21 protein-coding genes and 1 tRNA gene are annotated in these 22,932 nt (G+C 69.6%); 7 read left to right on the top strand and 15 right to left on the bottom strand.

Translation table 11 applies throughout. From position 1 onward, the window contains the following. Positions 1-218: 218 nt before the first annotated feature. Genes ampD through ccsA form a run of 5 tightly spaced genes read right to left on the bottom strand, consistent with a single transcriptional unit; the run spans position 219 to position 5,042 of the window. Positions 219-827, bottom strand: a complete 609-nt coding sequence (gene ampD, locus KF796_21200; GenBank protein MBX3589156.1) for a 1,6-anhydro-N-acetylmuramyl-L-alanine amidase AmpD — start codon at positions 825-827, stop codon at positions 219-221. After that, the gene (locus tag KF796_21195; protein MBX3589155.1) at positions 817-2,277 is read right to left on the bottom strand and encodes a sigma-54-dependent Fis family transcriptional regulator; all 1,461 of its coding nucleotides are present in this window, start codon (positions 2,275-2,277) and stop codon (positions 817-819) included. The genes ampD and KF796_21195 overlap by 11 nt, the downstream gene beginning before the upstream one ends. Beyond that, positions 2,277-3,989, bottom strand: coding sequence for a PAS domain-containing sensor histidine kinase (locus tag KF796_21190; GenBank protein MBX3589154.1), 1,713 nt, complete (start codon positions 3,987-3,989; stop codon positions 2,277-2,279). The genes KF796_21195 and KF796_21190 overlap by 1 nt, the downstream gene beginning before the upstream one ends. Positions 3,990-4,002: 13 nt before the next feature. Continuing rightward, positions 4,003-4,242 (bottom strand): hypothetical protein, encoded by a 240-nt coding sequence (locus tag KF796_21185; GenBank protein ID MBX3589153.1) that lies wholly within the window; start codon positions 4,240-4,242, stop codon positions 4,003-4,005. Continuing rightward, positions 4,239-5,042: a cytochrome c biogenesis protein CcsA gene (ccsA, locus tag KF796_21180; GenBank protein MBX3589152.1), complete on the bottom strand. Its 804-nt coding sequence runs from the start codon at positions 5,040-5,042 to the stop codon at positions 4,239-4,241. The genes KF796_21185 and ccsA overlap by 4 nt, the downstream gene beginning before the upstream one ends. Before the next feature lie 55 nt (positions 5,043-5,097). Here ccsA and ffh point away from each other — a divergent pair, with 55 nt between their 5' ends. Further along, a complete protein-coding gene (gene ffh, locus KF796_21175) occupies positions 5,098-6,462 on the top strand; it encodes a signal recognition particle protein (GenBank protein ID MBX3589151.1) in 1,365 nt (454 codons plus the stop codon). A gap of 1 nt (position 6,463) precedes the next feature. On the opposite strand, the gene miaB is transcribed toward ffh, so the two are convergent. The 4 genes from miaB to KF796_21155 form a co-directional block, all read right to left on the bottom strand. Continuing rightward, on the bottom strand, positions 6,464-7,807 hold the full coding sequence (miaB, locus tag KF796_21170; protein MBX3589150.1) for a tRNA (N6-isopentenyl adenosine(37)-C2)-methylthiotransferase MiaB: 1,344 nt from the start codon (positions 7,805-7,807) through the stop codon (positions 6,464-6,466). Between the two features lie 9 nt (positions 7,808-7,816). Then, positions 7,817-8,245 carry a hypothetical protein gene (locus KF796_21165; protein MBX3589149.1) on the bottom strand — a complete coding sequence of 143 codons (429 nt, stop codon included), beginning with the start codon at positions 8,243-8,245 and terminating at the stop codon, positions 7,817-7,819. 84 nt (positions 8,246-8,329) lie between these two features. Continuing rightward, a tRNA-Met gene (locus KF796_21160) sits at positions 8,330-8,406 on the bottom strand. A 71-nt stretch (positions 8,407-8,477) separates the two neighbouring features. After that, positions 8,478-9,980, bottom strand: coding sequence for a VWA domain-containing protein (locus KF796_21155; GenBank protein MBX3589148.1), 1,503 nt, complete (start codon positions 9,978-9,980; stop codon positions 8,478-8,480). A gap of 139 nt (positions 9,981-10,119) precedes the next feature. Here KF796_21155 and KF796_21150 point away from each other — a divergent pair, with 139 nt between their 5' ends. Together KF796_21150 and KF796_21145 are read left to right on the top strand one after the other, a co-directional pair. Further along, positions 10,120-10,737, top strand: coding sequence for a sigma-70 family RNA polymerase sigma factor (locus KF796_21150; GenBank protein ID MBX3589147.1), 618 nt, complete (start codon positions 10,120-10,122; stop codon positions 10,735-10,737). Next, the gene (locus tag KF796_21145) at positions 10,734-11,855 is read left to right on the top strand and encodes a hypothetical protein (GenBank protein ID MBX3589146.1); all 1,122 of its coding nucleotides are present in this window, start codon (positions 10,734-10,736) and stop codon (positions 11,853-11,855) included. The genes KF796_21150 and KF796_21145 overlap by 4 nt, the downstream gene beginning before the upstream one ends. Before the next feature lie 33 nt (positions 11,856-11,888). Here KF796_21145 and KF796_21140 read toward each other — a convergent pair whose 3' ends face one another. Next, a complete protein-coding gene (locus KF796_21140; protein MBX3589145.1) occupies positions 11,889-12,668 on the bottom strand; it encodes an enoyl-CoA hydratase in 780 nt (259 codons plus the stop codon). A gap of 107 nt (positions 12,669-12,775) precedes the next feature. Here KF796_21140 and paaG point away from each other — a divergent pair, with 107 nt between their 5' ends. From paaG to paaF, 3 genes are read left to right on the top strand one after another with little or no spacing between them, the layout of a single operon-like run. Next, a complete protein-coding gene (gene paaG, locus KF796_21135) occupies positions 12,776-13,600 on the top strand; it encodes a 2-(1,2-epoxy-1,2-dihydrophenyl)acetyl-CoA isomerase PaaG (GenBank protein MBX3589144.1) in 825 nt (274 codons plus the stop codon). Between the two features lie 2 nt (positions 13,601-13,602). Next, complete coding sequence (gene paaI, locus KF796_21130) at positions 13,603-14,043, top strand: hydroxyphenylacetyl-CoA thioesterase PaaI (GenBank protein ID MBX3589143.1); 441 nt, start codon at positions 13,603-13,605, stop codon at positions 14,041-14,043. Beyond that, positions 14,040-15,335, top strand: coding sequence for a phenylacetate--CoA ligase (gene paaF, locus KF796_21125; protein ID MBX3589142.1), 1,296 nt, complete (start codon positions 14,040-14,042; stop codon positions 15,333-15,335). Before paaI ends, paaF begins: the two co-directional genes overlap by 4 nt. A 15-nt stretch (positions 15,336-15,350) precedes the next feature. Here paaF and KF796_21120 read toward each other — a convergent pair whose 3' ends face one another. From KF796_21120 to KF796_21105, 4 genes are read right to left on the bottom strand one after another with little or no spacing between them, the layout of a single operon-like run. Further along, the gene (locus KF796_21120) at positions 15,351-16,520 is read right to left on the bottom strand and encodes a DUF3108 domain-containing protein (protein ID MBX3589141.1); all 1,170 of its coding nucleotides are present in this window, start codon (positions 16,518-16,520) and stop codon (positions 15,351-15,353) included. Next, on the bottom strand, positions 16,499-18,289 hold the full coding sequence (locus KF796_21115) for a M61 family metallopeptidase (GenBank protein MBX3589140.1): 1,791 nt from the start codon (positions 18,287-18,289) through the stop codon (positions 16,499-16,501). The genes KF796_21120 and KF796_21115 overlap by 22 nt, the downstream gene beginning before the upstream one ends. Positions 18,290-18,348: 59 nt before the next feature. Continuing rightward, positions 18,349-19,059, bottom strand: a complete 711-nt coding sequence (locus KF796_21110; GenBank protein ID MBX3589139.1) for a DsbC family protein — start codon at positions 19,057-19,059, stop codon at positions 18,349-18,351. Between the two features lie 31 nt (positions 19,060-19,090). Then, positions 19,091-20,194: an FAD-dependent monooxygenase gene (locus KF796_21105; GenBank protein MBX3589138.1), complete on the bottom strand. Its 1,104-nt coding sequence runs from the start codon at positions 20,192-20,194 to the stop codon at positions 19,091-19,093. Between KF796_21105 and KF796_21100 the strand changes: the two genes are divergently transcribed. Further along, on the top strand, positions 20,193-21,116 hold the full coding sequence (locus KF796_21100) for an MOSC N-terminal beta barrel domain-containing protein (protein MBX3589137.1): 924 nt from the start codon (positions 20,193-20,195) through the stop codon (positions 21,114-21,116). The two genes, KF796_21105 and KF796_21100, sit on opposite strands and share 2 nt — an antisense overlap. Here KF796_21100 and KF796_21095 read toward each other — a convergent pair. Next, a complete protein-coding gene (locus tag KF796_21095) occupies positions 21,101-22,921 on the bottom strand; it encodes a diguanylate cyclase (protein MBX3589136.1) in 1,821 nt (606 codons plus the stop codon). The genes KF796_21100 and KF796_21095 overlap by 16 nt on opposite strands. Positions 22,922-22,932 lie beyond the last annotated feature (11 nt).

Genomic DNA, 22,932 nt, shown 5'->3' with positions numbered 1-22,932 from the left:
CTTCTTTCGCAGTTATTGTGTGGATGGTCGGGGCGGGCTCGGCGGGCGAAGCCCCGGGGGTGTCCCGGCTGAAGTGACAGCGCAACGGGACACACTATATCTAGGGTCTGATGTGAATTCAAGCCACTACGGGTAGTGTACTGCGACCGATACAGACGCTTACGTCTGCCTGTGAAAAACACTGCACGAACAGGTGCATTCCGGCGTCCCGGCGAGCCTCATGCACCGCGAAGTGGCAGGGTCTCCAAGGGAAAGTACTGAGCGGGCCAGGCCAAGGCGCGTTGCAGGCGCGGCCAGTCGAAGCCGCGCCCGGGATCGTGCTTGCGTCCGGGGGCAATGTGTTCATGGCCGGCGACATGGGCCACGGGGTAATGCTGGGCCAGCGCGGCGCACAGGCCGGCCAGGCTTTCGTATTGCGGGTCCTCGAACGGGCCGCCCTCCAGCCCTTCCAGCTCGATGCCGACCGAGTCATCGTTGCAGTTGCCGCGCCCGCGGTAGCTTGATGCACCGGCATGCCAGGCACGGTCGTCGCAACTCACAAACTGCCAGAGCTCGCCGTTGCGGCGGATGTAGAAATGCGCGGAGACCTCGGCCCCGCGGATCTGCCCGAAATACGGGTGCGCATCCCAGTTAAGCGTGTTGGTGAACAACTGCTGCACCTCGGGGCCGCCATACTGGCCCGGCGGCAGGCTGATGGAATGCAGCACGATCAGGTCCACCTGCGCCGGAGTGGGGCGCGCCCCGAAGTTCGGCGACCGCAGCTGGCGTGCATGGGCATACCAGCCGGCGCGCCACAGCGCGCTGGCGCCATGGGGTTCAGGCGGCATCTTCACCCGGCTCGTCGCCACCCGGCGTGGCAATGCTCAGCCGGGCGATGCGGTAGCGGATCTGGCGCAGGCTCAGGCCCAGCCGGTTGGCGGCGGCGGTGCGGTTGAAGCCGCTTTCATGCAGCGCGCGCACCAGGATCTCGCGCTCCTGCTGGTCCAGCCAGGCCTGCAGGTCGGCCGGCACGGCCAGTGGCGCGGGCGCGGCGGCTTCGGCGACCTTGGTGGGGGCCGCCTCGCCCGCGGGGGCCGCCATGTCGGTGGGTGCGAAGTCCACCTGCAGTTCGTCACCATCGCTCAGGGCCACCGCGCGATGCAGCAGGTTTTCGAGTTCGCGGACATTGCCCGGCAGTGGATGCGCCTGCAGCTGGGCCAGCACCGTGGCCGACAGCGCCGGCACCGGCATGCCGGACTCCTGCGCAATGCGCGCCAGCAGCGCGTCGCACAGCGCGGGCAGGTCCTCGCGGCGGTCGCGCAGCGGCGGCACCAGGATCTCGATCACATTCAGCCGGTAGTACAGGTCCTGGCGAAAGCGGCCCGCCTGCACGTCGGCGGCGAGGTCCTTGTGCGTGGCGCTGACCACGCGCACATCCACCGCGTCTTCCTGGGTCGAGCCGAGCGAGCGCACCAGCCGCTCCTGGATGGCGCGCAGCAGTTTGGACTGCATGGTCAGCGGCAGGTCGCCGATCTCGTCCAGGAACAGGGTGCCACCCCGGGCCGCCTGAAAGTAGCCGTCGCGGTCCTGGGTTGACCCGGTGTAGGAGCCCTTGCGCGCGCCGAAGAACTCGGCTTCCAGCAGGTTCTCGGGAATGGCGCTGCAGTTCACGGCCACAAAGGGCCCGTCGGCGCGGTGGCTGCAGGCATGCAACGCGCGCGCGGCCAGCTCCTTGCCGGTGCCGGACTCGCCGCGCACCAGCACCGGGGCCATGCTGCGCGCGACCCGGGCGATGCGCTCCTTGACGGTTTTCATGGCGTCGGACTCACCGACCAGCCGCTGCAGCGCGGCGGCCGCATCGGCGGGCCGCTCCACCGCGGCACGGCCGGAGGTGGCGGCGCGCGGGCCGCGCCCGGGGGCCGTGCCCTGGATGGCCGACGCCACCACGGCGCGGAACTGCTTGAGATCGACCGGCTTGGTCAGGTAGTCGAAGGCACCGGCCTTCAGGGCCTCCACGGCATTCTCGGCGGAGCCGTACGCGGTCATGACCAGGCAGCGCTCGGGGCGTTGCTGGGCCTGAAGCTCACGCAGCAACTCCAGGCCCAGGCCGTCGGGCAGTCGCATGTCGGTGATCACCGCGTCAAACCGGCGCGCCTCGAGCAGCTGGCGGGCTTCGGCCAGGTCGGCGGCGGCCTCCACGCGGTAGCCCTCGCGCAGCAGCGTGAGCTCATACAGCGTGCGCAGGTCGGGCTCGTCATCGACGACGAGCACCTTGGGCGGAGTGGGAGTGGCTGCCATCAGGCGGGTATTGTGTCAAACCTCGCGGATGAGGAAGCCGAAGGCGGCCGCTGCCGGAAGGTCACGAAGAATTCATTGCCCTCGGCGCCCGGACCGGCGGTGCCCCGCCCGGCGCGCCGGTAGCCAATCTGCGCCCCATGGCGCTCGCACAGCTCGCGGCAGATGTACAGGCCCAGCCCGCTGGAGCGGCTTTCCGACGAGAAGAAGGGTTCGAACAGGTGGCGCTGCACGGTTTGCTCCAGCGGGGCCCCATCGCTCCAGACCCGCAGGCCGGCCTGGCCGGTCGCGGTGGTCTCGGTCGAGACCCGAATTGATCCGGCTTGCGCGCTGGCGTAGCGCAGTGCGTTGTCCAGCAGGTTGACCAGAACCCGGCGCAGGTGATCGGACTCGAAGGCGACCTGCTGGCCGCCGCCTTGCAGGTCAACCTGCAGCCGCCCACCGCAGCCGGTCTGCGAGCCCCAGTCGGTGCAGGTCGCATGGACGGCGGTATCGAGATCCAGCAGCGGAGAACTGCGGACCATGCCTTCGTGCTGAACCCGCGAGAGGTTCAATATCTCCTCGACGATCTGGGCCAGGCGCTGGGCATTCTGCCGCACCATCAGCGTCAGCTGCTTGTGGCCCGGCTGGCTCAGGTCTTCATCCAGCAGTGCATTGGCCTGGGTGATGGCGGCCAGCGGGTTGCGGATCTCGTGGGCCACGGCTGCCGACATGCGGCCCATGGCCGCGAGCTTCTCGGTCCGCAGCCGGGCCTCCATCTCGCGCAGGTCCTCAAGGAACATCACGCACAGGCTCTCGGCGGCGGCATCGTGGGTGGCGGTGAGGCGGGTGCGCACATGGATGCGGCGGGCCCCCAACGCCGCCTCGCTGATGTCGACGTCGCGGATCTGGGTGGTGCGTTGCAGGAAGGTGAGCCGCGCGAGTTCCACCAGCGGATGCCAGGCAGGCTCGGCCGCCAGCACGAACGGCGTGGTGCGCCGCGTCGCGCCGGGGCCCAGCAACCCGTGCGCCGCCGGGTTGGCCGCGCGCACGATGCCGTTGTCATCCACCACCAGCACGCCGTCTGCCAGCGCCTCGATCACCAGTTCATTGACCTCGATCTGCACGCGCGCCGCCTGCTGGCTCTGGCGCGCGCGCTGTTCCTCGCGCACCAGCCGGGTCGCCAGCTGGTTGGCCAGCAAGGCCACGATGAAGAAGCCCGTGCCCGTCAGGCCGGCCTGGAAAAACCGCGAAGCGGCCTCGCCATGCAGCGAGGCCAGCCAGGCATCGACCAGCAGCAGCAGCGTGATGCCGGCCGCCGTGCCCAGCGCCAGCAGCAGCGAGCCCAGCACCGATGCCAGCAGCAGGGGCAGGGCGAACAGGGGGTTGTAGCTGATGCCGCCGGCCTGCAGGAACTGCAGGGTGGCAAACACCAGCAGGTCCACGCCGATGGTGGACACCCACTGGGCGTCGAAGGCATGACCCTGGATGCGCGGGCTGGCCAGGGCGCGCACCGCCAGCGCCGCGGCGAGGTAGCTGCCGCACATCACGATGAGCCAGCCCTCGACCGGCGCCGAGGCGATGGCATACAGGGCGCCCAGCAGGGTCAGCAGCACCAGGGCGATCATGACGCGGGCCGTCATGAAGCCGCGCCACAGGCGCACGAAGGCCGAGTCCTCGAGGGTCAGTTCCCGCAGGCCGAACCACGAGGCAAGAGGGCTGGTGTCTTCTGCCATGGAAGGCGTGGCCTCAGCCCTCGGCTTGCCGGCGGTGGTCGTCGCCGCAATACAGGCCGCGCCTGCCGGGGCTGGCTTCGGCGCGTGGCAGGTGCACGGCGCAGACCGGGCAGCTCACCATGTCCTGCGGTGGCGCCAGTGCCGAGCCGCGGCGGCCGCGCGCGGCGCCGCGCTCGCGCGCGTCGTCGCGGCGGTTGCCGCGCCAGACGAAGACCGCCACCACGATCACCAACAAGACGAGAACGAATTTCATGCGACGCGGCCCAGGATCACTTCCAGCACAAAGCGCGAACCCACATAGGCCAGCAGCAGCAGCAGGGCGCCGGCGTACAGCACCCGCACCGCCTTGCGCCCACGCCAGCCAAAACGTGCCCTGCCCAGCAGCAGCACCGCAAACGCGAACCACGACAGCAGGGAAAAGATGGTCTTGTGGTCCCATTTCCAGGCCCGGCCGGCGCCATAGAGCTGTTCACTGAACAGCAGGCCGGCCAGCAGCGTGGCCGACAGCAGCACAAAGCCGGCCTTGACGAAGCGGAAGGTCAGCCGCTCCAGCGTCAGCAGCGGCATGCCGCTGTGCGGGTCGGCGGCCTGCCGGATGTCCTTCTCGGCGCGGGTCATGAGCCAGGCATGGACCACGGCCGCCGCGAACAGGCCGTAAGAGGCAATGCCCAGGGCCCAGTGCAGCGGCAGCCAGGGCGACGCGCTCACATGCAGCGGTGCCCCGGGAAAGGCAATGGCCAGCAGCACGGCCGCCGCGCCCAGCCCGGCCAGCGCCCAGCGTGCCTGCAGCTGGGGGAACAGCCGGCTTTCAACCGCGTACACCGTGAGCACCAGCCAGGCGGTGACCGACAGGGCCGGCGCAAAGCCGAAGCGCGGTACCTCGCCCAGCAGGCCCAGCGCCAGCACCGTGCCGTGCAGCAGCCAAGCCACCCAGAGCGTGGCGCGGGCCGCGCGTTCGCTCAGGCGCGAGGCCGCGGCGGCCGGCACGGCGTAGGCGGCGGCGGCCGCGAACGCCAGCACCGTGCTGGCGGGGGACGCACTGGCTAGAATCATGCTCTGTAGTTTAGCCCCTTGCTCCGGCGTGTCGGAGCACATCCCACCCCCTCTCATGGCCTCCGCACTCTCCGACAAACTCTCCCGGCTCGTCAAGGAAATCCGCGGCCAGGCCCGCATCACCGAGGCCAATGTCCAGGACATGCTGCGCGAGGTGCGCATGGCCCTGCTGGAGGCCGACGTGGCCCTGCCCGTGGTGCGCGACTTCATCGCGCGCGTCAAGGACAAGGCGCTGGGCCAGGAGGTGCTGGGCTCGCTCTCGCCGGGACAGGCGCTGGTGGGCATTGTCAGCCGCGAGCTGGCGGCGACCATGGGCGAGGGCGTCAGCGACATCAACCTCGCGGCCCAGCCGCCCGCGGTGCTCCTCATGGCCGGCCTGCAGGGCGCCGGCAAGACCACCACCACGGCCAAGCTGGCCAGGCACCTGATTGAAAAGCGCAAGAAGAAGGTGCTGACGGTCTCGGGCGACGTCTACCGGCCCGCGGCCATCGAGCAGCTCAAGACCGTGACGGCGCAGGCCGGCGCCGAATGGTTTGCCAGCACGGCCGACCAGAAGCCGGTGGACATCGCGCGCGCCGCGCTGGACTACGCGCGCAAGCACTTTTTTGATGTGCTGCTGGTGGACACCGCCGGCCGCCTTGCGATTGACGAAGCGCTGATGCGCGAGATCAAGGACCTGCACGCCGCGCTCAATCCCGTGGAAACGCTGTTCGTGGTGGACGCCATGCAGGGCCAGGACGCGGTCAACACGGCCAAGGCCTTCAAGGAAGCATTGCCGCTGACCGGCATCATCCTGACCAAGACCGACGGCGACTCGCGCGGCGGCGCGGCGCTGTCGGTGCGGCAGATCACGGGCGCGCCGATCAAGTTTGCCGGCGTGAGCGAAAAGATCGACGGGCTGGAGGTGTTCGATGCCGAGCGCCATGCCGGGCGCATCCTGGGCATGGGCGACATCGTGGCGCTGGTCGAGCAGGTCACCGCAGGCGTGGACGTGGAGGCCGCCCAGAAGCTGGCGGCCAAGGTCAAGAGCGGCGCGGGCTTTGACCTGAATGACTTTCTCTCGCAAATCCAGCAAATGAAAAGCATGGGCGGCCTCAGCAGCCTGATGGACAAGCTGCCCGCGCAGATGGCGGCCAAGGCCGGCCAGGTGGACATGGACCGCGCCGAGCGCGACGTGCGGCGCAAGGAAGGCATCATCCAGAGCATGACCCCGCTGGAGCGGCGCAAGCCCGAGCTGATCAAGGCCACCCGCAAGCGGCGCATCGCCGCCGGCGCGGGCGTTCAGGTTCAGGAGGTCAACCGCCTGCTCAACGAGTTTGACCAGATGCAGGGGATGATGAAGAAGATGAAGGGCGGCGGCCTCATGAAGATGATGAAGCGCATGGGCGGCGGCAAGGGCATGCCCAAGCTGCCCTTCTGACTCAGGCCGCCAGGGCTTCTTCCACCGTCTTGACCTCGCCGCGCAGCGAGTGTGAATAGGCCTCGGTGATGGTCACGTCGATCATCTGGCCGACCAGCCGCTGGGGCCCCTTGAAGTTGACCATGCGGTTGCACTCGGTGCGGCCCGACAGCTCCGACGGGTCCTTGCGCGACGGGCCTTCGACCAGGATGCGCTGGACCGTGCCGACGCGCTCGCCACTGAAGCGGCGGATGTTGGCCTCGATCACCGCCTGCAGCTGCTGCAGCCGGGCCAGCTTGACTGCATGCGGCGTCTCGTCGTGCAGGTTGGCGGCCGGCGTGCCGGGGCGCGGGCTGAAGATGAAGCTGAACGAGTTGTCGAAGTCCACGTCGTCGATCAGCTTCATCATCCGGTTGAAGTCGTCGTCGGTCTCGCCCGGAAAACCCACGATGAAGTCGCTGCTCATGGCCATGCCGGGGCGGATGGCGCGCAGCTTGCGCACCGTGCTCTTGTATTCCATCGCCGTGTAGCCGCGCTTCATCGCCATCAGGATGCGGTCGCTGCCATGCTGCACCGGCAGGTGCAGGTGGCTCACCAGCTTGGGCACCCGTGCGTAGACGTCAATCAGCCGCTGCGTGAACTCGTTGGGGTGGCTGGTGGTGTAGCGGATGCGCTCGATGCCGGGGATGTCGGCCACGTATTCGATCAGCAGCGCGAAGTCCGCGATGTCGGCCGTGCCACCCATGGCGCCGCGGTAGGCGTTGACGTTCTGGCCCAGCAGCGTCACTTCCTTCACGCCCTGTTCGGCCAGGCCGGCGATCTCCACCAGCACGTCGTCGAACGGGCGCGAGACTTCCTCGCCGCGGGTGTAGGGCACCACGCAGTAGCTGCAGTACTTGCTGCAGCCTTCCATGATGCTCACGAAAGCCGTGGCGCCCTCCACGCGGGCGGGGGGCAGGTGGTCGAATTTCTCGATCTCGGGGAAACTGATGTCCACCTGCGGGCGCTGCAGTTGTGCCCGCGCGGCCAGCAGGTCGGGCAGGCGGTGCAGGGTCTGCGGGCCGAACACCACGTCCACATAGGGCGCGCGCTTGATGATCTCGGCGCCCTCCTGGCTGGCCACGCAGCCGCCCACGCCAATCAGCACGCCCTTCTTCTTGAGGTGCTGCACGCGGCCCAGGTCGCTGAAGACTTTCTCCTGTGCCTTTTCGCGCACCGAGCAGGTGTTGAACAGGATCAGGTCGGCCTCGTCCACATCCTGCGTGGGCTCGTAGCCCTGCGCGGCGTTCATCACGTCGGCCATCTTGTCCGAGTCGTACTCGTTCATCTGGCAGCCAAAGGTCTTGATGAAGACTTTCTTGCTCATGGGGTCCGCCTATTTACGTGCGCCGAAGATCAGCGCGAGCAGCTCGACCAGCCGCTTGTGGCCCTCGGCGCTGCCCGCGTCGATGCCGCCCAGGCGGCGGTACTCGTCGGGCGTGAGCACCCAGACTTCATGCACCAGCCGCGCGGCGTCGCGGCGGTAGACCACGGGGATGGTCTGGCCGGTGAGGCTCGCCGACATGACCAGCATGTTGTTCAGGTCGCGGATGCGCGCGCCGGGCGACAGGCGGTCGGGTTTGTCATCCAGCGTGATGTCGGGCGCGGCGGTCACGACCATGCGGGCCGGCACCACGTCCTTGGGCGCCTCGCGGATGATCCCCTGGGCCGCCGCTTCAGGGCCAAACAGGGCGCTGGTCCAGACCAGCAGGGCAAAGAGTGCTACCGAAAATGTAGCAATCTGGTTCCTTGTGCAGCGTTTCATGGTGTGTGTCCAGAGGCTGTGGAAGTGAAAAAAGGCACTGTGCGGGACAGTGCCTTTTCTGTCAACGCCGGGGCGCTGGGTGTCTGGTGGCGCTTCACGGATTCGAACCGCGGACCTGTGGATTATGATTCCATCGCTCTAACCGACTGAGCTAAAGCGCCAAGTTTGCCGGGCCGATATCTTGCAAGGGCCCCTGCTTCTGGCGCTTTTTTATTTTCGCCAGAGCCCTAAATTATAGCCTGCCCAGTTCGTCACCCACAAGACGCACGATCAGGCGGTCCAGCGTGTCCACCGAATAGTTGCTCACATCGTGAACCGTTTCACGCCCCCGGCCACTGGACGGGCGGTGCGCGTCGGCGTAGGTCAGGAACACGAACCGCCCGCCGGTGTACTGGGCGATCTGCCGCTGGATGTACTCGCCCTGCTTGTCCAGCCCGCTGGCGCCCACGCTGAACACCTTGATGCCCTTGCCCAGCGCGGCCAGCATGTCGTCGTCGTAGTACGGGCCGCCGTAGTCCAGGTGCGGCGGCGCGTCGGCCAGCAGCACCACCAGGCGGGTCGCGCCCTCGCCGCGCCAGCTCAGCGCGTGCACGGTCTCGTGCAGCGCCTCGTTCATGGCCTCGGGGTAGTCGCCGCCGCCACCGGCCTGCAGCGCGTTGAGCACGCCCTGGAACGCGCCCAGGTCGTTGGTGAAGTCGTGGCTGCGCAGCAGGAAGGCATCGCCCTTGTCGCGGTAGGCCACCAGGCCAAAGCACAGGTCGGGCTGGCTGGGCAGGCGGGCCACCTCGTCGGCAATGCTGCGCAGGCTGGTCTTGAGCTTGTGGATCTCGTCGGCCATGGAGCCCGTGGCGTCGATCAGAAACACCAGGTCCAGCCGCGCGCGCTGCGCCACGCCCGGCTGCTGGGGCAGCACCACTTCCACCGCGCTTTTCTGGCCGCGCCGCAGCACGCCGTGGGCCAGCCGGCCCTGCTTGCGCACGGTCACGTCATAGACGGGGGCCTGGCCCGGGTCGAAGGCCCGGGGATGCAGCCAGACGCGGCCCGCCGTGTCGGTGCGCGCCCACATCGCGGCACCGTCGGCCGATTGAACGGCCACCTCGGCATCGGCCACCGCATGGCCGCTGCGGTCCCTGACCTCGAGCAGGTAGCGCTCGCTGACGTCGCGCGGCCGGTGGACCACCGGCGTGCGGTTGCGAAAGGCCAGGTACTCGCTGAACGCGGCGTTGTCGTCCACCATGCCTGCGGTCACCACCTCGGCGCGGCGAGGGGCCGGTCGCGGTGGCGCGGACTGGGCGACGAGTGGCGCCGCGGCCGCGCTGTCGGCCGCGCTGAGGCGGCCGGCAGCCTTGGCCAGGGCTTCACTGGCCGGGGCGGGCGGGGCGGCCACCGCGCCCGCAGGGGCTGCGGGGGCGACGGAACCGGTCACGGCGGCCTCGGCTTTCTCGCGGTGCGAATGCGCGGGGGCCGGGCCGTAGGGCAGATAGGGCGGGGTGTCCTGGCCCTCGTGGCCAGGCACTTCCCGGGTCTGGATCGGCCGGGCGCAGTGGCTGGCCGACGGCGCCTGGAACTGCGGCCGCGCGGGCATGACCTGGGGCCAGGACCCTGCCTGCGGCTGCGGGTCGGGCCACTGGGCCGAGGGCGGGTGGGGGGGCTGCGCGGTGGCCGTGCAGGCCGACAGCAGCAGCTGGGCGGCCAGCAGCGCGGCCAGGGGGCGGGGAGACAGGTTGCGGTTCATCGAATCCTCCAGAAGTGGTCAGACTCACACGCCGCGCGGCGCGCAACGGGGTGAAAAAAAGCGCCCCGGTTTAACCCCATGCCGCGGGCTGGCCCGTACAACGTGGTGTGAAAATCTGCTCATGCCCTCGCTGCACACCATGCCGGACGACCAGTTGATGCTTGCCTACGCCGGGGGTGACGCCGCCGCGTTCGACGTGCTCTATGCGCGCCACGAGGGCGCGCTGTTCCGCTTTGTGCGCCGGCTGCTGGGCAGCGCGCTGGCGGCGCAGGCCGACGAGGTGTTCCAGGACACCTGGGTGCGCATCATTGGCGCGCGCGCCAGCTATCAGGCTCAAGGCGCAGACGCCGGCCGGCCCGGCGCGCGCTGGACCACCTGGGCCTTTGCCATTGCGCACAACGCGGCCATGGACCGGCTGCGCGTGAGCGGCCGCGAAGTGTCCCTGCCCGAGGCGGGCGAAGACGGCGGTGACCCCATGGAATGGCTGCAGGCCTCGCTGGACCTGGCCCATCCGTCGAGCGAAGACACGGCCTTCTGGCGCGCCGCCGGGCGCCAGCTGCTGCATTGCCTGGACGAGTTGCCACCGGCGCAGCGCGCGGCCTTCTTGCTGCACCACGAGGACGGCGCCACAGTGGAGCAGCTGGCACAGAGCCTCTCGCTGAGCTTTGAAACGGCCAAGAGCCGGCTGCGCTATGCGCTGCAGAAGCTGCGCGGCTGCATGCGCAGCTACCTGGTCGCGCTGGAGCCCGGGTCATGACGATGCTGCGCGATGCGCGCCTGGCTCGGGCCCTGGACTATGCACCCGATCAGGCGGAAGTCCCCGACGCACGGGCACGTACTGCTATCAGAAAAGTAGCACTTGAGGCCTTGGCGGTTTCACGGCCAGTGCCTGTGCCGCGGCCCTGGTGGCGCCGCCTCTGGGCGCCGGCGCCGGGCGCGGCGCGCATGCCCTGGAACGCCGCGCTCGCCACCGTCCTGCTGGCAAGCCTGGTGACACTGCTGTGGCACGACCGCGAGCCGCCGGGCGCCCGGCTTGACGGGCCGGCCGATGCGGCCACGCAGCCCGCCGGGCCAGCCCTGAAACGCGAAGACAACGCCGCGCTGGCGGGGGCGCCTGCGGGCGACAGTGCCGATGCCCCTGCGGCGCGGCGTGAAGCGGCCGCGCCACCCGCCGCGCCACCTCCCGCGCCGCCCCCCGGGCCAACGGCCCGCGCCAGCAAGCCTGGGTCTTCGTCCATGGCGAAAGCGCTGCCGGCACCGCGCCCGTCCCAACCGATCGCGCCCGAGCGCGGTGCCGTTGCATCGCGGTCAGCACCAGCATCCCCCAGCGCAGCGCCTGCACCCGCGCCAGCGCCAGAGGTGGCCAGCCCCTCCGCGCCTGCGCCCTTCGCGGAACAGGCCGGCGCGTCACAGGCTGCTGCGCCTTTGGCGCAAGCACCGGCAGCCTCTCCCCCTGCGCCGGCCGCCATGGCGCGCTCGGCGCCAGCCGCCAAAGCCTTGGGCGGTCTTGCGGCCGATCGTGCGGTGGCCGCGCCTGCCGCCATGGGCTGGGCCGACGTGCTCATCCGGGAGGGTGGCCGCGAGCTGCGGCTGCCGCGCGCGCAGGCCGCGCGGCTGGCGGCCTTGCTGCAACCGTTGTGGCCGTCAGCGCAGGCCTGGGCCGGCGCGCCGCTCGCGCCGCCACTCGCCACGGCTGACATCCAGCTGGAGCTGCAGCCGCCCGGCGAAGCCGTGGTGACGCTGGCGCTGTCCGCGCAGGAAGCCCAATGGAGCCAGCGCGACGCCGCGGGCCTGCGCCGCATCACGCAGCGGCCTGGCACCGAGGTGCTGGCGGCCCTGCGCGAGGAGATCAAGCGCCTGTTGCCGGCGCGCTGAGCGGCGCGCCGCGCGCCGCGGCCCGGCGGTGCTTCAGCTGTGGGTGAACGCCGCCTTGCGCTTGTTCACGAAGGCGTCCATGCCTTCCTTCTGGTCGCTGGTGGCAAACAGGGCGTGGAACATGCGGCGCTCGAACATCACGCCGTCGGACAGGCCCGACTCGAAGGCGCGGTTGACCGACTCCTTGGCCGCCATCACCGCGATCTGCGAGTAGTCGCAAATGATGAGCGCGGCGCCCAGGGCCTCGTCCATCATCTTGTCCAGCGGCACCACGCGGCTGACCAGGCCCGAACGCTCGGCCTCGGTGGCGTCCATCATGCGGGCGGTCAGGGCCATGTCCATGGCCTTGGACTTGCCCACAGCGCGCGGCAGGCGCTGCGTGCCGCCCGCGCCGGGGATGATGCCCAGCTTGATCTCGGGCTGGCCGAACTTCGCGTTGTCGGCCGCGATGATGAAGTCGCACATCATGGCCAGCTCGCAGCCGCCGCCCAGCGCAAAGCCGCTGACCGCCGCGATCACGGGCTTGCGGATGCCGCGGATGGTTTCCCAGTTGCGCGTGATGTAGTCGCCCTTGTAGACGTCGGCAAAGCTGTAGCTGGCCATGGCGCCAATGTCGGCGCCCGCGGCAAAGGCCTTCTCGCTGCCGGTGACGATCATGCAGCCGATGGCCGGGTCGGCATCAAAGGCCTTGAGCGCCGCGCCCAGTTCGTCCATCAGTTCGTTGTTCAGCGCATTCAGCTGCTTGGGCCGGTTCAGCGTGACCACCCCCACCTTGCCGCCTTCGGTGCGGACTTCAATCAGTTCGTAGGCCATGGTGATTTCCTCGTTTTCTGTTGCAATGGGAGTTGACTATACCCAAGGGAAAACATTAGCCGACCGATTGGTCGGCTAATGGTAGAGTCCCAACCCAGGAGACCGACATGACTGCAGAAACCACCGCCGCCGACCCCACGGTGCTGTACGCCGCGCACGGCGCCGTGGCGCTGATCACGCTGAACCGGCCACAGGCCCTCAACAGCTTCACGCGCCAGATGCACAAGGACCTGTGGGCCGCGCTGGACCGCGCCGAGACCGATGCCGCGATCCGCGCGGTGGTGCTCACCGGGGCCGGCCGCGGCTTTTGCGCGGGTGCCGACCTGTCCGAGTTCGACTTCGAGCCCGGTGCCGACCTGGTCCAGCGCGCCGACCCCGGGCCGGTGATCGAACAGGCCTTCAACCCCACGGCGCGGCGCCTGGTCAATCTGCGCATGCCCGTGGTGGCCGCGGTCAACGGCGTGGCGGCCGGCGCGGGCGCTTCAGTCGCCATGTGCTGTGACATGGCCATTGCGTCCAGCGGCGCCAGCTTCATCCAGGCCTTCAGCAAGATCGGCCTGATTCCCGACGCCGGCAGCAGCTGGCTGCTGCCGCAGCGCGTGGGCATGGCGCGTGCACTTGGGCTGGCCATCACCGGCGACAAGCTGCCCGCGGCGCAGGCGAAAGAGTGGGGCCTGATCTGGGATGTGGTGGACGGCGGCGCTGACGAATGCGTGGCCGCGGCCATGGCCCTGGCGCAAAAGCTCGCGGCCATGCCCACCCAGGCGCTGGTCGCCACCCGGCACCTGCTGCGCGAGGGCGCACTGCGCGACTTCCCGAGCCAGCTCGACATGGAGCGCGACACCCAGTCGGCCATGGGCAAGACCCACGACTACATCGAGGGCGTCACGGCCTTCCTGCAAAAGCGCCCCGCGCAATTCAGGGGCGAGTGAACATGGACGCGAACGCGCTGGCCCGCCAGGTGGGCGAAACCATGTTTGCCGTGGACACGGCCTCCAAAGACACCATGGGCATGGAACTGCTCAGCTGCACGCCGGGCCGCGCCACGCTGCGCATGACCGTGCGCGAGCTGCACCTGAACGGCCACCGGATCTGCCACGGCGGCTTCATCTTCACGCTGGCCGATTCCACCTTTGCCTTTGCCTGCAACAGCCACAACAAGGTCACGGTGGCGGCGGGCTGCAGCATCGAATTCCTGCGGCCCGGGCAACTCGGTGACGTGCTCACCTGCGAGGGCGTGGAGCAGACCCTTTCTGGCCGCCACGGCATCTACGACATGAAGGTCAGCAACCAGCGCGGCGAAGTGGTGGCGATGTTCCGCGGCAAGAGCGCGAGCATCCAGGGCACGGTGATTCCCGAAGGGGCGGCAGCATGAAGCGTTTTGCACTGGAACCGATTGAAAAGGCCAGCATCGACGAGCTGCGCGGCCTGCAGCTCAAGCGCCTGCGCGCCACGCTGCGCCATGCCTACGCGAACTCGCCCGTGTACCGGGCCAAGTTCGACGCGGCCGGCGTGCACCCCGACGACTGCCGCACGCTGGCCGATCTGGCGAAGTTCCCCTTCACGACCAAGAAGGACCTGCGCGACAGCTACCCCTTTGGCATGTTTGCGGTGCCGCGCGAGCAGTGCGCGCGCATCCACGCGTCCAGCGGCACCACGGGCAAGCCCACGGTGGTGGGCTACACCCTCAAGGACATCGACACCTGGTCGCAGGTGATGGCGCGCAGCATCCGCGCCAGCGGCGCCCGGCCGGGCGACCTGGTGCACGTGAGCTATGGCTACGGCCTGTTCACGGGCGGGCTGGGCGCGCATTACGGCGCCGAAAAGCTCGGCCTCACGGTGGTGCCCTTTGGCGGTGGCCAGACCGAACGGCAGGTGCAGCTGATCGCCGACTTCAAGCCCGACATCATCATGGTCACGCCCAGCTACATGCTGGCCATTGCCGACGAGTTCGAGCGCCAGGGCCTGAATCCGGCCGAATCCAGCCTGCGCCTGGGCATCTTCGGCGCCGAGCCCTGGACCAACGACATGCGCGTGGCCATCGAGCAGCGCATGGGCATGGACGCGGTGGACATCTACGGCCTGAGCGAGGTCATGGGCCCGGGCGTGGCCAACGAGTGCGTGGAGACCAAGGACGGCCCCACCATCTGGGAAGACCATTTCTACCCCGAGATCATCAACTCCGAGACCGGCGAGCCCGTGGCCGATGGCGAACTGGGCGAGCTGGTGTTCACCAGCCTGACCAAGGAGGCGCTGCCCATCATCCGCTACCGCACGCGCGATCTCACGCGCCTGCTGCCGGGCACGGCCCGCACCATGCGCCGCATGGAAAAAATCACCGGCCGCAGCGACGACATGATGATCGTGCGCGGCGTCAACGTGTTCCCCACGCAGATCGAGGAGCTGATCCTCAAGCGCCCCGAACTCGCGCCGCACTACCAGTGCGTGCTGACCCGCGAAGGACCGATGGACGAGCTCACCGTGGTGGTCGAAACACGCCATGGCACGCTGCCCGACTCATCGGCCGCGCGCATGGCGGCGCAGGCCCTGCAGCACGAGATCAAGACCTACATCGGCACCAGCGCAAAGATCGAGCTGCGCGCCGAGGGCGGCGTCGAGCGCAGCCTGGGCAAGGCCAAGCGCGTGGTCGACCAGCGCAAGAAGTGACCTCGCTCGCCCGGGCTACCTCTGCTCGATCTTCTCGACCAACAGGTCCAGCCAGATCTCGCTGCCCTGGTTGATGCGGATGCGCACCGGCAGGTACTGCAGGCTGGGCGCAAACCACATCTCGGCCGTGATGTTGCCGCGCGGCTGCGCCGTGGGTCGCGGCACCAGGTGCAGGGCCTCAACCGGCCCCAGCTTGGGTGTTTGCAGCGTGACGCGCTCGGTGATGTCGTAGGTCCACAGGTCCAGCCCGCCGGGGCGGGCCATCCAGAAGCTGATGGCGCGGCCAACTTCCAGCGGCTCCAGGCCGCTGGCAAAGCGGTGGCTCAAATCGACGAACTGGCTGGCCGTGTCCTGCACACCGGCCGGGCGCGGCACGCGGCGCCCGCCTTCCAGCGTCAGCTCGCGCTCGCCCAGCCGCACCACGCGCGACTTGCCGCGGCGCTGTTCCTCGTAGGCCCCGGGGCGCAGCCCGTCGGCCAGGACCACGCCCTGGCTGGTCATGGCCAGGCTGGCGAACGGGCCGATGTCGATCTCCACGCGCACCTGGTAGCGGTCGGCCTCGCGCTGCCACTGCACGCGGGCGTCGCCATACAGCTCGCCGCGGAACCAGCCGCGCAGCTGGTAGCTCAGCCGCGTGTCGGCGGGCCAGCTGGCCAGCGGATCAGCGGGCGGCGATGCCGGCATGGGCGGGGCGCCGGGGGGCTGGGCGGCGGGCCCGGCTTTTGCGGCAAGCGCCGTGGTGGCCGACACGGAGGGCGCGGCGGCCATGGGGGGCTCGGGCAATGCAAGGGGAGGGGGTGGCGGCGCGGGCGGCTCAGGCGCCGCGGGCGTTTGGGCCTGCACCTGCGCGGGAGCAGGCGCAGTGGCGGGTGGAGCCGCAGGTGCAGAGGGCGGCAAAGGCGGTGGTTCGGCCTCGGCCACCTGCGTGGGGGTGGCCTGTTTTGCTACTGAAGTCATAGCAGACAGTGGCCGCCCCGTCTGGACTCCAGGCCCTTTTGGCTTCAAAACCCGGGCGGGCACCGGTGCCGCGGGCGCGGTGGGGGTGATCAGGCGTGTGAGCAGCGGTGCGGTCATGGGCCGCAGCACCGCGCTTTGCCGCCAGTGGCGGGCCAGCCAGTCCAGCGCGATGCCGTGGCCTGCCAGCACCGCCAGCAGCAGGGCGATCAGCCTTGCGCGCCGAGCCACGGGCGAACCTGCGCGGCATCGCGCAGGGCGAGCCGCCAGGTGGTGCTGGAGGCGGGCGCGGTGAGCCGCAGGCGCAGCAGGCGTTTGTCGCGGGCGATCAGCGCGGTCACGGCCTTGTGGGCCCCTGCGTACAGCGGCAGCTCGTCGAGCCGGCCCAGGCGCCAGGCCTGGCCGCCGGCCTCCACGCCCAGCCACTCGTCGCCGGCGGCCAGGCCGGCCTGCTCAGCCGCGCCGCCGCGCAGCACGGTCTTGACCTGCACGTTGCCACTGGTTTCGGTGGCGCGCAGGCCCAGCCGCTGGGCCAGCTGCGCGGGGTCGTCATGCACCGCCACGCCACAGCCCTCGAGCAGTTCGCGCAGCGGCAGCTCGCGCGTGCCGTGCACCCACTGCGCCAGCTCGCGGGTGTAGGGGCGCCCGCCCAGTTCCTGCAGCACGGCGGCCAGGTCGGCCTCGGCCATGGGCCCGGCCTGGCAGCGCCGCCACAGCGCGCGCATCACGTCATCGAGCGTGGCCTGGCCCTCGCGGCGCAGCGTGAGGTCCAGGCACAGCGCCACCAGCGCGCCCTTGGTGTAGTAGCTCACGGTGGCGTTGGCGGTGTTTTCGTCCTGGCGGTAGTACTTGACCCAGGCGTCGAAGCTGGCCTGCGCCACCGACTGCACCTCGCGCCCCGGCGTCTGCGCCACCTGGTTGAGCGTCTTGTTGAGCAGCTTGAGGTAGGCGGCGTCGTCGATCAGGCCCGCGCGGCGCAGCAGCAGGTCGTCGTAGTAGCTGGTGAAGCCCTCGAAGAACCACAGCAGCCGGGTGTAGTTCTCCTGCGTGTAGTCGTAGCGCGCGAACTCGGCGGGGCGCAGCCGCTTGACGTTCCAGGTGTGGAAGTACTCGTGGCTGATCAGGCCCAGCAGCGTGGTGTAGCCGTCGGTCTGGCGCGGCTCGCCCACGCGGGGCAGGTCCTTGCGCGAGGCGATCAGGGCCGTGCTGTTGCGGTGTTCAAGCCCGCCGTAGTTGTCGTCCACCACGTTGAGCATGAACAGGTAGCTGCGCATGGGCGGGCGCGTTGCCAGCCGGTTGCTGCCGGGCCGCGCATGCCACAAGCGCAGCGCCGTCTCGCAGATCTTCTGCGTGTCGGCAAGCAGGCGGTCGCTGTCAAACGAGGCAGCGGCCCCGGCCACCACGAACTGGTGCAGCACGCCGCCGGCCATGAACTCGCCGCGCCAGAAGCGGCCCATCTCGACCGGGCAGTCGGCCAGCTCGTCGTAGTCGGCCGCCAGCCAGGTGCCGAAGCCGCTGGCATTGACCTTGTGCGGTGTGAGGCCCGTGGCCACCTGCCAGCCGCGCTGCGCGGTGGTGCTGGCAAGCTCCAGCGCATGGGGGCGGTCGCACTGGCCTTCCACGCGCAGGCACAGGCTGGTGCTGTTGAAAAACCCGCGCTGGCTGTCCAGCCAGGCGGTGCGCACCGAGGGGTCGAAGGCATAGACCTCGTAGCTCAGCGTCAGCGGCTCGCCGGGCGTGGCCTCGATCTGCCAGCTGCATTTGTCCAGTTGCTGCACGGGCCGGCTGCGCCCGCCCTGGTGGGCCTGCAGCTTCTGCAGGTTCTTGGAGAACTCGCGCACCAGGTAGCTGCCGGGAATCCAGACTGGCAGGGACACGCGCTGCTGCGGCGCGGGCTGCGCGATGCTCAGGGTGACGCGAAAGAGGTGGGCATGCAGGTCGGCGGCTTCCACCCGGTAGTGGACGCCAGCGGGCGGGGAGAGGGGTTTGCGGGAGGCCATGCGGGGACTATACGCAAGGCTTCCCGGCACGGCCGCCGCAGGGCCGTTTCAGCGCCCGATCACTTGGCGTCGGCGAGGAATTTTTCGACCTGCTGTGAATTGATGGCACCGGGCACGCGCGAGCCGTCGGCAAAGATCAGCGTGGGCGTGCCCGTGATCTTGTACTTCTTGCCAAACTCGATGTTGCGGGCCACGGCGCTGGCATCGCAGGCGGCGGCCGGCGTCACGGCGGCGTCGCGCACCATGTGGTCCTGCCAGGCCTTGGCGCGGTCCTTGGTGCACCAGATGTGGCGCGACTTCTCGGCCGAGTCCTGGCTCAGGATCGGGTACAGGAACATGTGGATGGTCACGTTGTTGACCTTCTGCAGGTCGCGCTCGAAGCGCTTGCAGTAGCCGCAGTTGGGGTCTTCGAACACGGCCAGCTTGCGCTTGCCGTCGCCACGCACGATGGTGAACGCGTCCTTCAGCGGCAGGCTGTCGAAACTGATGGCGGTGAGCTTCTCGACGCGCTCCTCGGTCAGGTTGCGGCGCTGCTTGGTGTCGATCAGGCTGCCCTGGATCAGGAAGTTGCCCTCCACGTCGGTGTAGAGGATCTCGGTGCCCACGCGCACTTCATAGAGGCCGGGCATGGGGCTCTTGATGACTTCGTCAATCGCCTGCAGTTGCGGCACGCGCTCGCCCAGGTTCTTGCGGATGGTGGCTTCCTGCGCGAAAGCGCCCGCACAGGTGGCCAGCACGGCGGCGCACAGCCCGGTCTTGATCATGTTCATGGTTTTTCCGTTTTGCATTGCTGCGTTCATTTCAATTCAACCCCATCGCGCGGCGCGCCACCCATTGTTTCAGGGGCCCGCTGCGTTCAAAACCCTTCATGCCCCAGTTGCGCAGCGCCTGCCGCACACCATCGTCATGGGCAAACAGCTGCTGCAGTCCGTCGGTCGTGGCGCCCATCAGCCGCACATCGGCCTGGCGCGCCCTTTCGTAGCGCCGCAGCAGCCGGGCGTCGCCCACGCCGCGCCAGTATTCGCGTTCGTGCAGCACCCCGGCCAGCGCCTGCGCATCGCCCAGCCCCAGATTCAGCCCCTGGCCGGCCAGCGGGTGCACCAGGTGCGCCGCGTCGCCCGCCAGGGCCCAGCCGGCGCCGCTCCAGCGGTCAGCCCGCGCCAGTTGCAGTGGCCAGGCGGCGCGTTCGCTGAGCAGCGAGAGCTTTCCGAGCGCACCGCCGCTGGCGGCCTCCAGTTCACGGGCAAATGCCTCGGGGTCCAGGGCGAGCAACCCGGCCGCACGATCCTCCTGCACTGACCAGACAACGGCCACGGAGTTCCCGGACGGTTGTGACAAAGGCAGGAAAGCGAGGATTTCCCCCCCCGAAAACCACTGCCGGGCGATCTGCCCGTGCGGTTTGTCACATTCCACGCGGGCCGCGATGCCGCGCTGGCCATAGGGCGTGACGCTGAAACCGACGCCAAATTCGGCCCGCGTGGCACTGGCGCGGCCCTCGCACACCACCGTGAGCGCGGCGCGGCGTGGTTCGGTGAGCACCTCCACCAGCGGCTGGTAGCGCACGGCCTCGGCCAGCCGCTCCTGCAGCGCCGGCACGTCCACCACCCAGGCCAGCGCGGGCACGGCCTGGGCCGCGGCGCTGAAGGTGACCAGGCCGCCGTCGTCGCCCTGCACCTGCATGCCCTGCACCGGGGTCGCGTGGGCCGCGTCGGGCCAGGCGCGCAGCGACTCCAGCAGGTTCCTGGAGGCGGCGTTCAGCGCATAGGCCCGGACGTCGCCGCCCGCGCTTTCGGGCGCGGGCGCCCGCACCAGGCCCACGCGCAGGCGTTCGCGGGCCAGCAGCAGCGCCAGCGTGCTGCCGACGATGCCGGCGCCGCGGATGCAGACGTCAATGGGAGGTGCCATGCAGGGGATTGTAGGAGGCGGGCACAATCGCGTCCTGCCCGTTCAAGGAAGCCCCGTGAGTGCCGAAACCGCCGATATCACCGCCCGCATTGCCCGCCTGTTTGTTTACCCGGTCAAGTCCTGCGCGGGCATTGAATTGCGTGAGGCGGTGCTGACCGAGACCGGCCTGGAATTTGACCGGACCTGGATGGTGGTGGACGAGGCCGGTGAATTCGTCACCCAGCGCGAGCTGCCGCGCATGGCCCTGGTCCAGCCCAAGTTGCGCTCGGACGACATGGTGTTGCGCGCGCCCGGCATGCTGGCCCTGCATGTGGCGCTGGACGCCGTCGAGAAGCCGGCCCGGGTGCGGGTCTGGAACGACGTGGTGGACGCCTGGGACATGGGCGATGTGGCGGCCCAATGGTTTTCGGACTTTCTGGGGCAAAAGCTGCGGCTGGTGCGGTTTGACCCCGACTTTCGCCGCGTGTCCAGCCTGGACTGGACCGCGGGCGTGCAGGCGCTCAACCAGTTCTCGGACGGCTACCCGGTGCTGGTGACCAGCGAGGCCTCGCTGGCCGGGCTGAACCAACGCCTGGAGGCGGGCGGGCATGCGCCGGTGGGCATGGAGCGGTTCCGGCCCAATGTGGTGCTGGCCGATCTCGAGGCCCACGACGAGGACCGCGTGCAGACCCTGCTCATCGAGGCCGGGGAGGGGCTGGTGGAGCTGAAGCCGGTCAAGCCCTGCGCGCGCTGCCCGATCCCCAACATCGACCCGGCCACGGCCCTGAGCAGCCCCGAGGTCAGCGACACGCTGCAGGCCTACCGGCAGGAGCCGCGCCTGAAAGGGGCCGTGACTTTTGGCATGAATGCCATCGCGTTGCAGGGGGTGGGGCAGGTGCTGCGCGTCGGGCAGACGGTGCGCGCCGACTACGCGTTCGACTGAGCCGGGTGCGGGTCGGTGCCGGGGCGCGGCAGCTGGCTGTCGTCATCGCCCTCGCCGTCGTACAGCGACGACATGGCCAGCGGCATGCGCTGCGTGGCTTCGGGTTCGAGGAAGCGGATGGGCCGCCGGGTGCGTGACGACATGCTGCCCAGCAGGTCCGACAGCGCGCTGGCCAGCGCGGGCGCATCCATCAGGCGCTCGCTCAGCAGCGCGGAGCCGATATGAAACTGCAGCGTCACTTCAGGCTTGAGGCCCTTCAGCGGCATCAGGCCGGCCGCGATCAGGCGGGCGGCCCGGTCGGTCACCGCGGCGCGTGAGTTGACGCCTTCCAGGATCAGGCCGAACCGGGCTTCGCCGACGCGGCTCACGGTGTCCACATCGCGCAGCAGCCGGCGCAGCTTGATCACGCTGCGCAGCAGGCTCTGCTCGGCCACGGCGCTGCCGTGGAAGCTCTTGATGCGCTGGTAGTTCACCAGGTCGATGAAGATCACGGCCGCGTTCTGCTGGTCGCGCCGGTAGCGGGCAACCACCTGGCGCAGCCGGTCATGGAACAGGTGGGCGGCCAGCAGCCCGGTCAGCGCATCCTGGCTGGACAGCGCAAGCTCGCGGATGTGGGCGCCATGGCGTTCGCGCGAGCGGATGCTCAGGGCCACCAGCAGCAGCGGCACCTCCAGCGCGCTGCCCAGCACCACCGCGTACTGCGTGCCGAAGGAGATCGGCAGCAGGCCAAACAGCCGCAGCACGGCCAGCAGCACCGACAGGGTCAGCGGCACATAGGCGGCCAGCACCCACAGCCCGACCACGTCGCCGCGGCGCCAGGCGAGCCAGGCGATCCAGGTGTTGGTGATGGCGGCCAGCGCCACGTAGCCGCCCACCATCATCAGGCCGACGGGCTTGCTGACGACCAGGAACAGCGCCGCCAGAACCAGGCCGGCCCAGCCGGCCCAGCGCACCGCGCGGTCCAGCCAGCGGAAGCGGGCCGAGATGCCCGTGAGGTGCCGCACAAACAGCAGGGCCGCGCCGCCGGCCAGCAGCGCCAGGAAGCCCTGCGAGGCATCGGTCCAGTAGCCGTAGCCGCTCCACAGCAGGTGCCCGCCCACCCCGGTGTAGGCCGCCACCGCCAGCGTCATGATGGCCGCGTAGGCCGAATACCAGGCATAGACCCGGTCCCGGTAGACCCGGGCCTGGGCGATGCAGGCCGCAATCAGCAGGGTCAGCGCGCCAAAGGCCATGCCCAGCCCCATGTACTCGATCTGGATGCGCTGGTCATGCGCGGACTGGGCGCTGAGCACCACCGGCAGGCTGATCGGCGTGGTATGGCGAATGCGCACAAACACGTCGCGCGGCTGGCCCGGCGGCAGGTCCAGCCGGAAGAAGGGGTAGCGCCCGGGTTCGGGCCAGGCGTCCACGGCCAGCGTGTCGCCCGCGGTCTGCGACTGCCACTGGCCGCGCGCGTCCTTCTGGTAGACCGTGGCGAGGTCCAGCACCGGAATGGGGAACTCGATCAGCCAGTTCTGGCGCTGCGTGCGCTCGCGCTCGAGCCGGTAGTACAGCCACAGGGCACCGGTCTCTCCGGGCGTGTAGATCACGTCGGCGCGCATCGGCTGGAAACGCGCCGGGGCCGTCAGGGCCACCTGGTCGATGGTGGCGCTGCCCTGGCTGTCCAGCCAGAACAGGCCCCGGGTTTCAGCGTCGATGCTGGCTGCGCCGGCGGCGTCCAGCATCACCACCGGCACCTGCTGCACCGGCGCGGCGGCGCGGGCCGGTGCCATGCACGCCACGGCGAGCGCGAACAGCAGTGCCATGGCCCGCCAAG

Origin of the sequence: Ramlibacter sp., assembly GCA_019635435.1 — a bacterium.
Lineage (GTDB): Bacteria > Pseudomonadota > Gammaproteobacteria > Burkholderiales > Burkholderiaceae_C > JAHBZM01.
Note: the sequence above shows the minus strand (reverse complement) of the source record. Positions and strands in the feature narration are given on the sequence as shown.

Coding starts and splice junctions, on each gene's coding strand:
- miaB (MBX3589150.1), bottom strand. CDS start 7,807: ATGAGCAAGAAAGTCTTCATCAAGACCTTTGGCTGCCAGATGAACGAG.
- KF796_21095 (MBX3589136.1), bottom strand. CDS start 22,921: ATGGCACTGCTGTTCGCGCTCGCCGTGGCGTGCATGGCACCGGCCCGC.
- KF796_21110 (MBX3589139.1), bottom strand. CDS start 19,059: ATGAACATGATCAAGACCGGGCTGTGCGCCGCCGTGCTGGCCACCTGT.
- KF796_21195 (MBX3589155.1), bottom strand. CDS start 2,277: ATGGCAGCCACTCCCACTCCGCCCAAGGTGCTCGTCGTCGATGACGAG.
- KF796_21100 (MBX3589137.1), top strand. CDS start 20,193: ATGCAGGGGATTGTAGGAGGCGGGCACAATCGCGTCCTGCCCGTTCAA.
- KF796_21185 (MBX3589153.1), bottom strand. CDS start 4,242: ATGAAATTCGTTCTCGTCTTGTTGGTGATCGTGGTGGCGGTCTTCGTC.
- KF796_21105 (MBX3589138.1), bottom strand. CDS start 20,194: ATGGCACCTCCCATTGACGTCTGCATCCGCGGCGCCGGCATCGTCGGC.
- ampD (MBX3589156.1), bottom strand. CDS start 827: ATGCCGCCTGAACCCCATGGCGCCAGCGCGCTGTGGCGCGCCGGCTGG.
- ccsA (MBX3589152.1), bottom strand. CDS start 5,042: ATGATTCTAGCCAGTGCGTCCCCCGCCAGCACGGTGCTGGCGTTCGCG.
- paaF (MBX3589142.1), top strand. CDS start 14,040: ATGAAGCGTTTTGCACTGGAACCGATTGAAAAGGCCAGCATCGACGAG.
- KF796_21155 (MBX3589148.1), bottom strand. CDS start 9,980: ATGAACCGCAACCTGTCTCCCCGCCCCCTGGCCGCGCTGCTGGCCGCC.
- KF796_21150 (MBX3589147.1), top strand. CDS start 10,120: ATGCCGGACGACCAGTTGATGCTTGCCTACGCCGGGGGTGACGCCGCC.
- KF796_21190 (MBX3589154.1), bottom strand. CDS start 3,989: ATGGCAGAAGACACCAGCCCTCTTGCCTCGTGGTTCGGCCTGCGGGAA.
- ffh (MBX3589151.1), top strand. CDS start 5,098: ATGGCCTCCGCACTCTCCGACAAACTCTCCCGGCTCGTCAAGGAAATC.
- KF796_21115 (MBX3589140.1), bottom strand. CDS start 18,289: ATGGCCTCCCGCAAACCCCTCTCCCCGCCCGCTGGCGTCCACTACCGG.
- paaG (MBX3589144.1), top strand. CDS start 12,776: ATGACTGCAGAAACCACCGCCGCCGACCCCACGGTGCTGTACGCCGCG.
- paaI (MBX3589143.1), top strand. CDS start 13,603: ATGGACGCGAACGCGCTGGCCCGCCAGGTGGGCGAAACCATGTTTGCC.
- KF796_21165 (MBX3589149.1), bottom strand. CDS start 8,245: ATGAAACGCTGCACAAGGAACCAGATTGCTACATTTTCGGTAGCACTC.
- KF796_21145 (MBX3589146.1), top strand. CDS start 10,734: ATGACGATGCTGCGCGATGCGCGCCTGGCTCGGGCCCTGGACTATGCA.
- KF796_21140 (MBX3589145.1), bottom strand. CDS start 12,668: ATGGCCTACGAACTGATTGAAGTCCGCACCGAAGGCGGCAAGGTGGGG.